We start from the raw sequence: 13,570 nt of genomic DNA, 5'->3' as shown, positions 1-13,570 counted from the left end.
AGGGGTGAGCAGAACCCAAGGTACGCAGGACGCGAACCCGCGCCGGATCCGCGCCGGATCCGCGCCGGATCCGCGCCGGTGGTGGGCCGGTGGTGGGCCGGGTGTACCGGCCGTTACGGCACGCCGAGTTCGAAGATGACGTAGCCGGCGTACCAGCCCGAGGTGACGGCGGCCGTGCCGAGGACGGTCAGCGCGGACGTCCGGCTCACCCGGCTGAGGGCGACGGCGATCGGGATGAACAGCGGGAAGGCGGGGAGCAGGTAGCGGGAGGTGTTGCCGAACATCTGCTGGCTGCCGAGGACCAGCACGATGGTGACCACGGTGTAGACGAGGAGGAAGACGGGCACCCGCAGCCGGACGAGCAGGACCAGCAGGACGGGCAGGGTGAAGACCAGGAAGACGGCGATCAGGTCCTCGGTCCCGAAGGCGAACAGGTAGTCGCCGTGGCCGAAGAGCACCCCGCGCAGCACGCGCAGGGTGTGCTGTCCGTAGTCGAAGTAGTGCAGCCAGGCGCCGCGCTGCAGGGTGAAGTAGCCGGTCAGGTCACCCATCCGCCAGCCGACCCAGGTGATGTACGCGACCATGCCGAGGGGCGCGATGACCATGGCCGCGACCGGGCCGAGGACGCCGTCCCGGCGCCGGTACAGGGCGATCAGGGCGGCCACGCCGAGCGCGGCGATCAGGGCGGAGGCGGTCGGCCGGTTGAGGCCCGCGACGAAGGTGATCGCGCCGGCCTGCAGCCAGCGGTGGGTCAGCACCATGTAGCAGGCCCAGACGGCCAGGGCGACGAAGAGCGAGTCGGAGTAGACCGCCCACTCCGCGCCCGAGCCGGGGAAGACCGCCCAGAGCGCGGCAGCGATCACGCCGGCCCTGTGGCCGGTCAGTTTCGCGGTCACGGCGTAGATCCCGGCCGCGGCGACGAACGAGGCGACGATCGAGACCAGCATTCCGGCGCCGTACAGACCGAGGCCGGTGCATTCGGAGACCAGGCGCATGAGCCCGGGGTACAGGGGGAAGAACGCCGAGGAGTTCTGCTCGTGGGTCAGCCACTGACCGGTCACCGCAATGAGCTGCGGGTCGTAGCCGTTCGCGGCCACCTCCCGGTACCACCAGCCGTCCCAGCTCTGCAGGACGTCCCACGGGTGGGCGCCGCCGCCGAACCGGTCGACTTTGGTCCGGAAGTCCCCGGAGGCGTCCAGCAGGTACATGAAGACGGCGAAGCCGATGAGCTTCGCCGCCCCGTACGCACCCAGCGCAGGGCCGAAGCGCCGGGCGGTCAGCCGCGTGCGCTCCTTGAGGGACACCGGTGGCGCGGTGGCCTCGATGCTCTTGTCGTCGGGTTCATCCACTTCTGGATCGTCGCATGCGAGCACCGGCGCTCACCCTGCCGGGTGACGATCGGACCGGGACGCCTTCAGGCCCGCGGCCCAGTCGAGACCGTGCTGGTTGTACGCGTGCACGAGGCGCCGTACCTCCTCCGCGTCCGCGCGGGTCACCGCGTCCATCAGTTCGTTGTGGCCGGCCCACAGGTCGGAGCGCAGGTTCGGCTGCGCCTTCAGGTGGGGCACGGCGAAAACCCAGCACTGCACCCGGATCCGGTGCAGGAACTCGGAGATGTAGATGTTGCCGACCAGCCCGCTCAGCTCCCTCCAGAAGCGGAGGTCGTAGCCGATCAGCACGTCGAGCGAGCCGTTCAGCGCCGCCCGCTGCGCCTCTTCCGCCCGGCGGCGCACCGAGACCAGCCGTTCGCCGGTGCCGGGGGCGGTGCCGCGTTCCACGAGCCTGCGGAAGATGCCTTCCACGATCAGCGTACGAGCTTCGATCATGCCCCGGAAGTCGTCCACGGTGAAGACGCGGACGCGGAAGCCGCGGTGCTGGACGGAGTCGAGCAGGCCCTGCGCGGAGAGATCGACGAGGGCCTCGCGCACGGGAGTGGCGGAGACCTCGTACTGCTCGGCGATCTGTTTGACGGTGAACTCGCTGCCTGCCGCCAGGCGTCCCGCGAGCACCTCGTCACGCAGCGCGTCCGCGATCTGCTGGCGAAGTGTGTTGCGGGTGACAGCGCCGCTGCCTGGCATAGGGGTCCGTCTCCATCTGTGGGCTTCGGACACCTTAGGCCAGGCGACGCGGCCGAAACCGTTCGGTTTGTGGCCGCTATCTGGATTTAGTGCCCGTTATCCGGACGGATCGGGGCTCTGTTCTTGATCGTTTCGCTCCTGCGCGAGGCCCGTTCGGGGCGCCCGCGCAGGAGCGTTCTCGCTGCTCGGAGGGGGTGCCGACGGCTTCGGGGGAGGTCCGGCCGTACGGCGGCCGGCCGAGCGGCCGGTCAGGTGACTCAGGCCGAAACGTGCCTGTCGGCCACGGTCAGCGCGTCGTCCAGCAGGGCGAGGCCCTCCTTGGCGTCCGCTTCCGTGATGTTGCACGGGGGGACGACGTGGGTGCGGTTCATATTGACGAACGGCCACAGTCCGGACGCCTTGCAGGCTGCGGCGAACTCGGCCATCGGCGCGTTGTCGGCGCCCGCGGCGTTGTAGGGGACGAGCGGCTCGCGCGTCTCCTTGTTCCGTACGAGCTCCAGGGCCCAGAACGTGCCGAGCCCCCGGACCTCCCCGACCGACGGGTGCCGCTCCGCGAGCTCGGCGAGGGCCGGGCCGATCACGTTCTCGCCGAGGTGGGCGGAGTGCTCGACGATGCCCTCCTCCTCCATCGCGTTCATCGTCGCGACGGCGGCGGCGCAGGCGAGGGGGTGACCCGAGTAGGTCAGCCCGCCCGGGTAGGGGCGCGTGGCGAAGGTCTCGGCGATCGCGCCGGAGATCGCGACGCCGCCGAGCGGGACGTAGCCGCTGTTGACGCCCTTGGCGAAGGTGATCAGGTCGGGGGTGACGCCGAAGTGCTCGGCGGCGAACCACTTGCCCGTCCGGCCGAAGCCCGACATGACCTCGTCCAGGATGAAGACGATGCCGTAGCGGTCGCAGAGCTCGCGCACGCCGGCCAGGTAGCCGGGGGGCGGGGTCATGATCCCGGCCGTGCCGGGGACCGACTCCAGGATGATCGCGGCGATCGTGGCCGGGCCCTCGAAGGCGATGGTGTCGGCGAGGTGGGTGAGGGCGCGCTCGCACTCCTCGGCCTCGGTGGTGGCGTGGAAGGGCGAGCGGTAGAGGAACGGCCCCCAGAAGTGCACGACGCCGGCGGCGGCCGTGTCGGAGGGCCAGCGGCGCGGGTCGCCGGTCAGGTTGATCGCGGCGGAGGTGGCGCCGTGGTACGAGCGGTAGGTGGACATCACCTTCTGCCGGCCGGTGTGCAGCCGGGCCATGCGGACGGCGTTCTCCACGGCCTCGGCGCCGCCGTTGGTGAAGAAGATCTTGTCGAGGTCGCCGGGGGTCCGCTGCGCGATGAGGCGTGCGGCCTCGGAGCGGACGTCCACGGCGAAACCGGGGGCCAGGGTGCAGAGCGTGGCCGCCTGCTCCTGGATGGCGGCGACGACCTTGGGGTGCTGGTGGCCGATGTTGGTGTTGACCAGCTGGGAGGCGAAGTCGAGGTAGCGCTTGCCGTCGTAGTCCCAGAAGTGCGACCCCTCGGCTCCGGCCACGGCGAGCGGGTCGATCAGGGCCTGGGCGGACCAGGAGTGGAAGACGTGAGCGCGGTCGGCGGCCTTGACGGCGGCGCCCGGGGTGACGTGAGGGGTCATACCCGTAACCGTAGAAGTGCGCAGGTGGGGAGGGATATCGGCGGTCTGTATGCGGGTGGGGGGCGGGTCTCGGCAGTCTGTCTGGCTGGCTGCCCGGGGGAATGATTGACAGCACGCTGTCATGATGTCAGCATACTGTCATATGGCGGCGGAACTGGAGGCGAGCACGATGAGCGAGACCCAGACGAAGACGCAGACCCAGACGCAGGCGCAGGCGCGGGGGAAGACGCAGACGCAGACGGGAACCGGGACGCAGACGGAATCAGGGACGCAGACGGACGCGGCCGGGAACCAGCCCCGCCCCGCGGCCCCGACGGTCCACGTGGCGGTGTACGACACCTACGCCGACTGGGAGACGGGCCACACCACCGCCCACCTCACCCAGCACGGCTATGAGGTCCGCACGGTCGGCGCCGCCGCCGGACGGCCCGTCACCACCATGGGCGGCCTCCGCATCCAGCCCGACCTGGCGCTGGCGGACCTGCGGCCCGAGGAGTCCTCCCTCCTCATCCTGACCGGGGCCGGGCTGTGGGACGCGGGCGACGAGCTGGCTCCCTTCGCGGCGAAGGCCGAGGAGTTCCTCGCGGCGGGCGTTCCGGTCGCCGCGATCTGCGGAGCCACGGCCGGTCTGGCCCGCGCCGGAGTCCTGGACGGACGTACGCACACCAGCGCCGCCCCCTTCTACCTCGGCGGCCAGCCGGGCTACGCCGGCGCCGGACGCTACGTCGAGGCCGACGCGGTCACCGACGGCGACCTGATCACGGCGGGCCCCACGGAGCCGGTGGCGTTCGCCCGCGAGGTCTTCGCCCGCCTCGGGGTGTACGAGCCGCACGTGCTCGACGCCTGGTACCGCCTGTTCCACGACTCGGACGCGAGCGCGTACCCGGTGCTGATGGCGGCGGAAGCGGAAACCGAAGCGGAAGCCGGAGCGGAAGCCGGAGCGGCCGCCGGGGCGGAAGGCGCAACCGAAGCGGACCCGAGCCATGCATGACGACTCCCCGGCCCCGCCCGCCTCCCCGGACGGCCAGGGCGACGAGGGGGGCGCTCCCGCCGATGGGGCGCCCCGGAACCCGGCGTCCCCGGACGGGGGCGCAGGGCCGGGGCCGCGGGAGGGCTCCCTGCGCGACCGGCAGGACCTCCTGAGCCGCACCGCCCTCGGGGTGTTCCGGCTCAACGGCCAGTTCCTCTCCGTATCGGAGGAGCTGGCCCGCCCGGCGGGGCTGACCGCAGCCTGGTGGCAGGTGCTCGGGGCCGTCCTGCGCGAGCCGCTGCCCGTCGCCGGCATCGCCCGGTCCATGGGCATCACCCGGCAGAGCGTGCAGCGCATCGCCGATCTGCTGGCCGCCAAGGGACTCGCCGAGTACGTGCCGAACCCGGCCCACCGGCGGGCGAAGCTGCTGCGTCCCACCGGGGCGGGGCGCGCCGCGGTCGCGAGGATCGGCCCGGGCCACGCGACCCTGGCCACCCTGCTCGCGGAGGCCCTCGGCGAGGAGGGCTTCGCCGAAACGGTCCGCGTCCTGGAACGCCTGTCGGCGACCCTGGACACCCTGGCGGCCCTGCCGGGCGGTCCGTCGGCGCCCTCTCCCCTTATGTGAGGAGGCTGCGGGGGTCGATGGCCCAGTGGTTGGCCGACAGCACCCGGTCCTCCGCGAACGTCACATCGCATCCAGCGATGAAACGGAAGCCGAGGGAGCGGCAGATGCCGTTGGAAGCACCGTTGCCCGTTGCGGGAAACGCGTGCACGAGTCCCCAGCGGTCCTCGTCCCGCGCCTGTTCGAGCAGGGTGCGGACGGCCAGCTTGGCCAGTCCGCGTCCCTGGTGTTCCGGCAGGACCATCCATCCGATCTCCGACATGGGCCCGTCCCCGGCGTCGTGGGACCACAGCGTGACTGTTCCCGCCACCCCTTCGGGCGCGTCCGGGTCGGGGACGATCATCTTGATCCAGTCGAGGTCTGCGGCCGCCCTGCGGACATCGCGCCGTACCTTGTCCGCCATCCCGTCGCGTGGCAGCGGCCCGCCCAGGTCGGCCATCATGACGGGATCGCACCGCATCCTGAGGTAGGCATCGACGTCACCCAGCTCGACGTTGCGCAACCGCACTGGCCCACTCCTCGCCTGGTCGGACTCCTCCCATGATCCGATACCCCGAATCCCCGCCCCCTGCACGCCCGCTCGGGGCCGGTGCCTCAGCCGCGGCGGGGTGCGGCGGGGACCGCGGGCAGCGGGCGCCGCAGGCGCGGCGGGGGCCGGCCGACGCGGGGCGCGAGCCCGCCGGAACCGCTGACGCAGCGGGCCGCAGGGACCACAGGCACGGGGTGAGCCCGCAGCAGGGACCGCAAACGCAGCGGGGGCCCGCCGGGACCGCAGACGCGACGGAAGCCCGCAGGGCCCGCAAGCGCAGCGGGGCCGGCAGACGCCGCTGACACGGCAGGAGCCCGCACGGACCACACGCACAGCGGGAGCCCACAAGGACCGCAGACGTGACGGAAGCCCGCAGGGACCGCTGACGCGACGGGGCCGCAGGGACCACAGGCACAGCGGGGGCACGCACGGACCGCAGGCGCGGCGGGGCCGCAGGGACCACAGGCACGGCGTGATTCCGGAGGGACCGCAGACACGGCGGGAGCCCGCAGGACCGCAGACGCCGCGGGGCTGCAGGGGCCACAGGCACGGGGTGAGCCCGCCGGGACCGCAAGCGCAGCGGGGCCGGCCACGACCGCACGCCCAGCCGGAGGCCGCCGGGCCGCGGCGGCCCAACACCTCGCGCACGTAGGGCTGGAGGGGAATCCCGGGTCGGGTGCGTCCGACCCGGCGGCCCGGCCCCGCGGCGGGCCTGCTCCAACCCCACCCCCACACCCCGCATCGCGTCCGGCCGCACTATTGTCGGGCTCCGGCGAGTCCCAGGGGGAGGGCCACCTGTCATGGAGCAACTGCACGCGCGCGATGCGGAGCACATCGGGCCGTACCGCCTGCTCGCCCGCCTCGGAACCGGCGGCATGGGCCAGGTCTACCTCGGCCGCGCCGAAGACCACGGCCAAGGCCCGGGTACCGGCGGCGGAGCCGGCCCCGGAGCCGGAGCCCCCAACAGCCCGGGCACGGGCACCCGCACCCGCACCCGCACCGCCGCCGTGAAGCTGATCCACCCCCACCTCGCCGCCCACCCCGACTTCCGCACCCGCTTCCGCCGCGAGGCCGACGCCGCCCGGCTCGTCGGCGGGGACTGGACCGTCGCCGTCCTCGACGCCGATCCCGACGCGGAGATCCCCTGGCTGGCGACCGCCTACATCGCCGGGCCGAGCCTGCGCCAGGCCGTGGGCCGCGACTTCGGGCCGCTGCCGACCGGCTCCGTACGGATTCTGGGCGAAGGGCTCTCGTACGCCCTCCAGGACATCCACCGGGCCGGCCTCGTCCACCGGGACCTGAAGCCGGGGAACATCCTGCTCACCGCCGACGGCCCCCGCGTCATCGACTTCGGCATCGCGCGGGCCCTGGGGGCCACCGCCGATCCCGCCCTCACGCAGACCGGCGAACTCCTCGGTTCCCCCGGCTTCCTCGCCCCCGAGCAGATCAACGGCACTCCCGTCACCGCGGCCTGCGACGTGTTCGGCCTCGGCGCGGTCCTCGCCTACGCCGCCACCGGCCGGCTGCCCTTCGGGGACCCGGACCAGCCCGGAGGCATCGCCGCGCTCCTGATGCGGGTCACCGAAGCGGAACCCGAGCTGGCCGGCGTACCGGCCGAACTGCGTGACGTCGTACGCGATTGCCTGCTCAAGGACCCGGCCGCCCGGCCCGCTCCCGCCGAGCTCCTCGAACGCCTCGCCCCGGACCGGAGGAACGCCTCCACCTCCGCGGAGGCCTGGCTGCCCGCGCCGCTCGTCGCGCGGCTCGGGCAGCACGCCATAGCCCTGCTGGACCGGGTGGACGCCGGGCCGTACCGCGCCGAGCCGCTGACCGTGCCCGCGCAGCGGACCGGTCAGGCACCGCAGCCGGAACCGGCCCAGGGCCCGGTCGCGCCGGCCCCCGCCACGGCCCCGGCCCCCGCCCCCGCCCCGACGCTCACTCCCGCGCCCGGGACGCACCCCGGCTCCGTCCATGACCAGGGCTCCGGCTACCGCCCCTTCCCCGACTCCGGTCCCACCGCCGGTGCCCGCTCCCGGCCCGCGACCGCCTCCACGGCCCTGCTCGTCGCCGTCGCCGCGGTCGTCGCCGTGGCGGCCGGCGGCACGGTGTACACGGTCATGAGCGGTCCCGGTGACGGTTCGCCCGGCATCGTCTCCTCCGGAGCCTCCCCGTCCGGCCCCTCCGGCCCCTCCGGCCCGCAGGGCACCACGGACGCGAGCACTGCGGGCACGGGCACGGGCACAGGCACAGGCACGGGCGTCACTCCGACCCCTTCCGTCACACCGGCCACGCTCCCCGAGGCCTACGTCGGCACCTGGCGGGCCGTCAACGGCGGGCAGAGCTGGAAGCTCACCCTCAGCCCCGGTACGACCGGCTCCACGGTCATGTCCCTGACCCTCCAGTCCCCCGGACTCGGCTGCGCCTGGACCGCGCCCCTGCGCTCCGCCGACGCCGGAGGCGTCGGACTCGACCCCTCCACGGTGATCTCCGGTGCGCCGCCCTCGTGTTCGCCGGGCGGCCGCAGCACGCTGCGGCTGCTCCCCGACGGGAACCTGGTGCGGGAGCTCGACGGCAGCACGGCCGCTCCCCTCACGTACCGGCGAAGCTGATTGTGTCGATGTCAATAAGCCTGTAGGCAAAGCTTGTTGCCCTCCACGATCCCGCCGCAAACTGCCGCACATGGAGCCGTTGAAGGTAGTGGCACGCCTGTGGGAGCGGATCGAGACACGCGACTGGGACGCAGTGGCCCTGCTCATCGCCGAGGACGCGGTGATCGAGTGGCCCGTGAGCAGCGAACGCATCGTCGGTCGCGACAACTTCATTGCCGTCATCAGCGATGACGACTACGCGGACGAGAGGTCCGTCGAGGTGCTCCGGATCCTCGCGGACGGCAATCTCGTCGTGACCGAGGTGGAGATACCCCAGGACCACGTCGTCTACCGCGCCGTCTCCCTGTGGACCGTACGGGACGGGCGGATCGCCGGCGCGCGGGAGTACTGGACCAGCCCCGGCCAGGACCCGGCGCCGCGCTGGCGTGCCGGTTTCGTCGAGCCGCTCGTGGAGCCCCTCACCACATCCCTGGCGGCCGACTGAACGGATCAGGCCCGGCCAACTGGCCCTGTCTGACACCTGAGTAGCCCCTGTCATACCTGAGAGCTACCTGGGAAGTGGGCTCTCCGGTGGGACGCCGACGAGGGCTCCCGATTCCTAACGTCGTGACCAGAGAAGAACGCACCACCGCCCCTCTGGCACGAGCGAAGGAACGGAACCCCATGAGCCGCCGCCCCACCGCACGTTCCGACAGCCGCTCCGGCAGCCGCGTCCACGGCCGCACCGGTGACCGCACCGGTGACCGCACCGGCGGCCGCCTGCGCCGCACGCTGCTGGCCGGACTCGTCGCCGCGGCCGTGGTGTTCCCCGTCTCCGCCGCCGCCTCCCCGGACGTGCCCGCACCCGCCCCGGCGGTCCTGGGCGAGGGCTCCGCCCTCCCCGTCCGGTACGCCGCCAACCTCGCCAACCTCGACGAGGCGGCCCGTACGGCCGAGGACGCCGGCCGCGGCGGCCGCGCGGTGAAGCTCAGGGCCATGGAGGCCGGCGGGGACGCCCGGTTCCTCGTTTTCGACGGGCGCGGCAAGGGCCGGGCGATAGAGGTGTTCGGCGATCTGGAGACAGCCGACCGGGTCGCGGTCCTGGTCCCCGGGTCGGACACGACCCTGGACACCTACCAGAGGTTCCGTGCCGGAGCCGTCTCCCTCCAGCAGCGCCTGCGGACCGAGCATCCCCGCTCCGCCGTGGTCGCCTGGCTCGGGTACGACACCCCCGGCACGGTCAGCCCGGCCGTCCTGACCACCGGCCGCGCCGACGAAGCCGCCGCCGCGCTGGGTGCCTTCCTCCCCCGGCTCGCCGGTCTCGCCGCGCCGGAGGCCCGCCTCTCGCTGCTCTGCCACTCCTACGGGTCCGTCGTCTGCGCCCGTACCGAGACCGGGTCCGAAGTCACCGACATGGCGCTGTTCGGCAGTCCGGGCACGGGCGCCGGTTCCGCCGCGCACCTGCCGACCCGGGCCAGGGTCTGGGCCGGGCGGGGCGGCTCCGACTGGATCTCCGGCGTCCCGCACGTCCGCGTCCTCGGAGTCGGCTTCGGCGCCGATCCCGTGGACCCGGCCTTCGGAGCCCGGCCCTTCGCAGCCGGCGAGGGCGGCCACAGCGACTACCTCAAGTCGGGCAGCGCGTCCCTGAACAGCCTCGCCGGGATCGTGCTCGGCGACTCCCCGGCCCCGTCCGTCCCAGCCCCGTCCGTCCCTGCCCCGTCCGTCCCCGCCCCGTCCGTCCTCGCCACCCCGGAGGTCTCCCATGCGCGTGCGTGAACCGCTTGCCCGCTGGTCCGCTCTCGCGGACCGCATCGACGCCGGAACCCCCGCCCACCGGGACCGGGCCGTGGACGCCCTCCGCGCCTTCGCCATCCTCGGCGTCGTGCTGGGCCACTGGCTGGTCACCGCCCTCACCACCGCCGACGGCGGCCTCGGCACCACCAGCCCGCTGGCCCACATGAGCGCACTGGCGCCGGTCTCCTGGGTGTTCCAGACCCTGGCCGTCTTCTTCCTGGTCGGCGGCCACGTCGCCGCCCAGGGCTACGAGTCGGCGCGCGGCCGCGGAGTCCCGTACGGGACCTGGGTGGGTCAGCGTCTCGGCAGGCTGTTCCGGCCGGTCGCCGCCGTGCTGGTCCTCTGGAGCCTCGCGGCCGGCGGCATGCTGCTCGGCGGTGTCGGGACGGACACCGTGCAGACCCTGCTCAAGCTCGTCCTGTCCCCCCTGTGGTTCCTCCTCGTCTTCGCCGCGCTCACCGCCGCGACCCCGCTCGTCGCCCGGCTGAGCCCGCTGTGGCCGCTGGCCCTGGTGGCCTCGGTCGACGTCTGGCGCTTCGGGTTCGGCGGGCCCGCATGGATCGGCTGGGTCAATGTGGCCGCCGGCTGGCTGGTGCCCTACACCCTGGGCGCCGCCTGGTCCCGGGGCGCCTTCGCCCGGCGCACCCCGGCCGCCCTGCTGCTGGGCGGCGGCATCGCCGCCACGGCCGCGCTGATCCTCTGGGGCGGGTACCCCGCCTCGATGGTCGGCGTCCCCGGAGCCGCGGTCTCGAACCTGAACCCGCCGACGCTGGCCGCCGTCGCCTTCGGTCTGGCCCAGTGCGGGCTGGCGCTGCTGCTGCGGGAGCCGCTGGCCCGGGTGATGAGCCGGCCGCGGGCCTGGGCGAAGGTGGCGCTGGTGAATCTGTCCGCCATGACGATCTTCCTGTGGCACCAGACCGCGATGATGGCCGTCACCGCCCTGGGGCTGCTGGTCTCCACCGATCTGCCCGGTCTGCACACCGTGCCCGCCTCCGCGCAGTGGATAGCCGCCCGGCTGCTCTGGCTGCCCGTGTTCGCGGCCGCGCTGGCGGTCTGCTGGGCCGCCTTCCACCCCTACGAGCAGGCCGGAGGCCGCCCCCGCGGGCGGGCCCGGCGCGGATCCGCCGGGACGGCGGTCACCCCCTCGCGGATCGTCGCCTCGTCCGCCCTGACCCGGGGGAACGTCTCCCCCGCAGCCCGAACCGCCTCAACTCCGGCCGGGGAAGCCACAGTCACCGGCCCGGCGGCTCCCGCCAAGGAGACCCTCCGTGCCTAGGGTGGACGACGTGAACGATCAGAGCGAGCCCTCACCCCCGGACCAGGCCCCGGCCCCGGCACAGCGCGCGGCTGCGGTTGCGGCTGCGGCTGCGGCTGTGGCTGTGGCCGGCAAGGAACCGGGAGGCTCTTCCGGCAGGGCTTCGGCCGTGGTGCGGGATGTGGCGCTGGGGCTCCTGGACCTGAAGGCCGACCCCCTTCCGAGGATGTCGAAGCCGCGCTGGCTGGCCTGGCTCCCTCACCTCGTGCTCCTCTATCTGGGCGTGGCCTTCTTCGCCGTGACCACGGAGCAGCTCGGCAACCACTACCAGGTCCACGGCTCGGTCCGGCAGTTGCTGGCGATCCTGGTCGGCGGGTCCATCGTGATCGCGATCCGGTGGCCGATGGCCGGGTACTGGCTCGGCCTGACCGCGGGAGCACTGATCGCCGCGCGGATCCACGACCACGTGGGCCAGGGCCAGAGCTGGCCGTGGATGCCCGTGGGGATATTCGCCTTCGCCCCGGTGCTGCTGCTGGTGGCCCTGCGGGTGCCGCCCCGGGTGACCGTCGGGGCGGTGACCCTGGTCGTCGCCTGCACCGGGCTGGCCGAGGGCTTCTTCAAGCCCGAGCACAGTGGTACCAGCGCCCCCGGGGCCATCCTCCTGTTCGCTTTCACCGGCCTCCTCGGCTACGCCCTGCGTGCCACCCGCCTGACCCGCACCAAGCTCGTCGAGCAGGAGACCCTCACCGAGGAGGAGCGCGCCCGGCGCACCCTGCTGGAGGAGCGCAGCCGGATCGCCCGTGAGCTGCACGACGTGGTCGCCCACCACATGTCCGTGATCTCCATCCAGGCGCAGGTGGCCCCTCACCTGGTGGAGAACCCGTCGGAGGAACTCAAGGAGAATCTGGCGGGGATCCGCGCGAATGCCGTGGAGGCGCTGACGGAGCTGCGCCGCGTGCTGGGGGTGCTGCGTTCCGAGCATCCGGACGAGGCGACCGATCCCCACCATCCGCAGCCCACACTGGCCGAGTTGGGCGGCCTCGTGGACAACGTGCGGGGGGCCGGGCTGGAGGTCACCGTGGAGATCGCGGGCATCCGCCGGGCGCTGTCGCCCGGTGTGGAACTGACGGCGTACCGGATCGTGCAGGAGGCACTGAGCAACTGTCTGCGGCACGCGCCGGGTTCCCGGGTCGAGGTCGGCATCGCCTACGGGCCCCGCGATGTGCACCTGTGCGTGGCCAACACGGCTCCCACCCGTCCGGCGCCGCCGACGATGGGAGCGGGGCACGGGCTGCTGGGGATGCGGGAGCGAGCGGGCATGCTGGGGGGTGAGCTGGCCGCCGGCCCCCGCCCGGACGGGGGGTACGAGGTGAGCGCCGTGCTCCCGATGGATCCCGTGTCCCCGAGCGGCGTGGCCTCCGCCGGCCCCGAGACGAAGAAGGACTCATGACTGCTGCCCCGATCAAGGTGATGATCGCCGACGACCAGATGATGGTGCGCCAGGGCTTCACCGTGCTCCTCGACGCCCAGCCCGACATCGAGGTCGTCGGGCAGGCCGTCGACGGGGCCGAGGCCGTGGCCAAGGTCGCCGAACTGGCGCCGGACGTGGTCCTGATGGACATCCGGATGCCCGGGATGGGCGGCATCGAGGCCACCTCCCTGATCACCGGCGCCCCCGGCTCCTCGGTGAAGGTGCTGGTGCTGACCACCTTCGACCTCGACGAGTACGTGTACGAGGCGCTGCGCGCCGGCGCCTCGGGCTTCCTCCTCAAGGACGCCTCGGCCGATCAGCTCGCCGAGGCGGTCCGTGTGATCGCCGCCGGGGAGGCGCTGCTCGCGCCGAACATCACGAAGCGGCTGATCACCGAGTTCTCCCGGCTGGGGGCTCCGCGGGCGCCTTCGAAGGCGCGGCTCGACGAGCTGACGGAGCGGGAGACGGAGGTCCTGTCGCTGGTGGCCCAGGGCATGTCGAACGCGGAGATCGCCGGGCACCTGATCCTGGCCGAGCAGACTGTCAAGACGCACGTCGGGCGGATCCTGGTGAAGCTGGGGCTGCGGGACCGCACGCAGGCGGCGGTGTTCGCGTACGAGACGGGTCTGATCCGTCCGACGGGCTACTGAACG

The 13,570-nt window shown here is 73.2% G+C and carries 11 protein-coding genes and 1 pseudogene; 8 read left to right on the top strand and 4 right to left on the bottom strand.

Going from position 1 to position 13,570, the window contains the following annotated elements:
- Window positions 1-113: 113 nt before the first annotated feature.
- The 3 genes from ACWCP2_RS28550 to ACWCP2_RS28540 all read right to left on the bottom strand — a co-directional run bounded on the left by ACWCP2_RS28550 (window position 114) and on the right by ACWCP2_RS28540 (window position 3,688).
- On the bottom strand, window positions 114-1,349 hold the full coding sequence (locus ACWCP2_RS28550) for a hypothetical protein (protein WP_450911447.1): 1,236 nt from the start codon (window positions 1,347-1,349) through the stop codon (window positions 114-116).
- A 30-nt stretch (window positions 1,350-1,379) separates the two neighbouring features.
- Entirely contained in the window at window positions 1,380-2,078 is a 699-nt protein-coding gene (locus tag ACWCP2_RS28545; RefSeq protein WP_450911446.1) for a GntR family transcriptional regulator, read from the bottom strand.
- Between the two features lie 257 nt (window positions 2,079-2,335).
- Window positions 2,336-3,688 carry an aminotransferase class III-fold pyridoxal phosphate-dependent enzyme gene (locus tag ACWCP2_RS28540; protein WP_450911445.1) on the bottom strand — a complete coding sequence of 451 codons (1,353 nt, stop codon included), beginning with the start codon at window positions 3,686-3,688 and terminating at the stop codon, window positions 2,336-2,338.
- A gap of 322 nt (window positions 3,689-4,010) precedes the next feature.
- Between ACWCP2_RS28540 and ACWCP2_RS28535 the strand changes: the two are divergent.
- Window positions 4,011-4,589, top strand: a pseudogene (locus tag ACWCP2_RS28535) (DJ-1/PfpI family protein); the annotation flags it as partial.
- A 217-nt stretch (window positions 4,590-4,806) separates the two neighbouring features.
- The gene (locus ACWCP2_RS28530; protein ID WP_450911463.1) at window positions 4,807-5,283 is read left to right on the top strand and encodes a MarR family winged helix-turn-helix transcriptional regulator; all 477 of its coding nucleotides are present in this window, start codon (window positions 4,807-4,809) and stop codon (window positions 5,281-5,283) included.
- On the opposite strand, the gene ACWCP2_RS28525 is transcribed toward ACWCP2_RS28530, so the two are convergent.
- Complete coding sequence (locus ACWCP2_RS28525) at window positions 5,276-5,788, bottom strand: GNAT family N-acetyltransferase (protein ID WP_450911444.1); 513 nt, start codon at window positions 5,786-5,788, stop codon at window positions 5,276-5,278. The two genes, ACWCP2_RS28530 and ACWCP2_RS28525, sit on opposite strands and share 8 nt — an antisense overlap.
- A gap of 821 nt (window positions 5,789-6,609) precedes the next feature.
- Between ACWCP2_RS28525 and ACWCP2_RS28520 the strand changes: the two genes are divergently transcribed.
- From ACWCP2_RS28520 to ACWCP2_RS28495, 6 genes are all read left to right on the top strand, one after another.
- Window positions 6,610-8,418, top strand: coding sequence for a serine/threonine-protein kinase (locus ACWCP2_RS28520; RefSeq protein WP_450911443.1), 1,809 nt, complete (start codon window positions 6,610-6,612; stop codon window positions 8,416-8,418).
- 70 nt (window positions 8,419-8,488) lie between these two features.
- The gene (locus ACWCP2_RS28515; protein ID WP_450911442.1) at window positions 8,489-8,902 is read left to right on the top strand and encodes a nuclear transport factor 2 family protein; all 414 of its coding nucleotides are present in this window, start codon (window positions 8,489-8,491) and stop codon (window positions 8,900-8,902) included.
- A gap of 179 nt (window positions 8,903-9,081) precedes the next feature.
- The gene (locus ACWCP2_RS28510) at window positions 9,082-10,173 is read left to right on the top strand and encodes an alpha/beta hydrolase (RefSeq protein WP_450911441.1); all 1,092 of its coding nucleotides are present in this window, start codon (window positions 9,082-9,084) and stop codon (window positions 10,171-10,173) included.
- Window positions 10,160-11,467, top strand: coding sequence for an acyltransferase family protein (locus ACWCP2_RS28505; RefSeq protein ID WP_450911440.1), 1,308 nt, complete (start codon window positions 10,160-10,162; stop codon window positions 11,465-11,467). The genes ACWCP2_RS28510 and ACWCP2_RS28505 overlap by 14 nt, the downstream gene beginning before the upstream one ends.
- A gap of 148 nt (window positions 11,468-11,615) precedes the next feature.
- The gene (locus tag ACWCP2_RS28500; RefSeq protein WP_450911439.1) at window positions 11,616-12,896 is read left to right on the top strand and encodes a sensor histidine kinase; all 1,281 of its coding nucleotides are present in this window, start codon (window positions 11,616-11,618) and stop codon (window positions 12,894-12,896) included.
- Entirely contained in the window at window positions 12,893-13,567 is a 675-nt protein-coding gene (locus ACWCP2_RS28495; RefSeq protein ID WP_450911438.1) for a response regulator, read from the top strand. The genes ACWCP2_RS28500 and ACWCP2_RS28495 overlap by 4 nt, the downstream gene beginning before the upstream one ends.
- Window positions 13,568-13,570 lie beyond the last annotated feature (3 nt).

The organism is Streptomyces sp. NPDC002104 (assembly GCF_053593795.1).
The sequence above is the reverse complement of the archived record's forward strand: the minus strand, read 5'-3'. Positions and strand labels throughout refer to the sequence as shown.

Bases quoted from the DNA above. Each gene is read 5' to 3' on its own strand.
- ACWCP2_RS28495 (WP_450911438.1), top strand. From the start codon at position 12,893: ATGACTGCTGCCCCGATCAAGGTGATGATCGCCGACGACCAGATGATG.
- ACWCP2_RS28520 (WP_450911443.1), top strand. From the start codon at position 6,610: ATGGAGCAACTGCACGCGCGCGATGCGGAGCACATCGGGCCGTACCGC.
- ACWCP2_RS28510 (WP_450911441.1), top strand. From the start codon at position 9,082: ATGAGCCGCCGCCCCACCGCACGTTCCGACAGCCGCTCCGGCAGCCGC.
- ACWCP2_RS28515 (WP_450911442.1), top strand. From the start codon at position 8,489: ATGGAGCCGTTGAAGGTAGTGGCACGCCTGTGGGAGCGGATCGAGACA.
- ACWCP2_RS28540 (WP_450911445.1), bottom strand. From the start codon at position 3,688: ATGACCCCTCACGTCACCCCGGGCGCCGCCGTCAAGGCCGCCGACCGC.
- ACWCP2_RS28545 (WP_450911446.1), bottom strand. From the start codon at position 2,078: ATGCCAGGCAGCGGCGCTGTCACCCGCAACACACTTCGCCAGCAGATC.
- ACWCP2_RS28505 (WP_450911440.1), top strand. From the start codon at position 10,160: ATGCGCGTGCGTGAACCGCTTGCCCGCTGGTCCGCTCTCGCGGACCGC.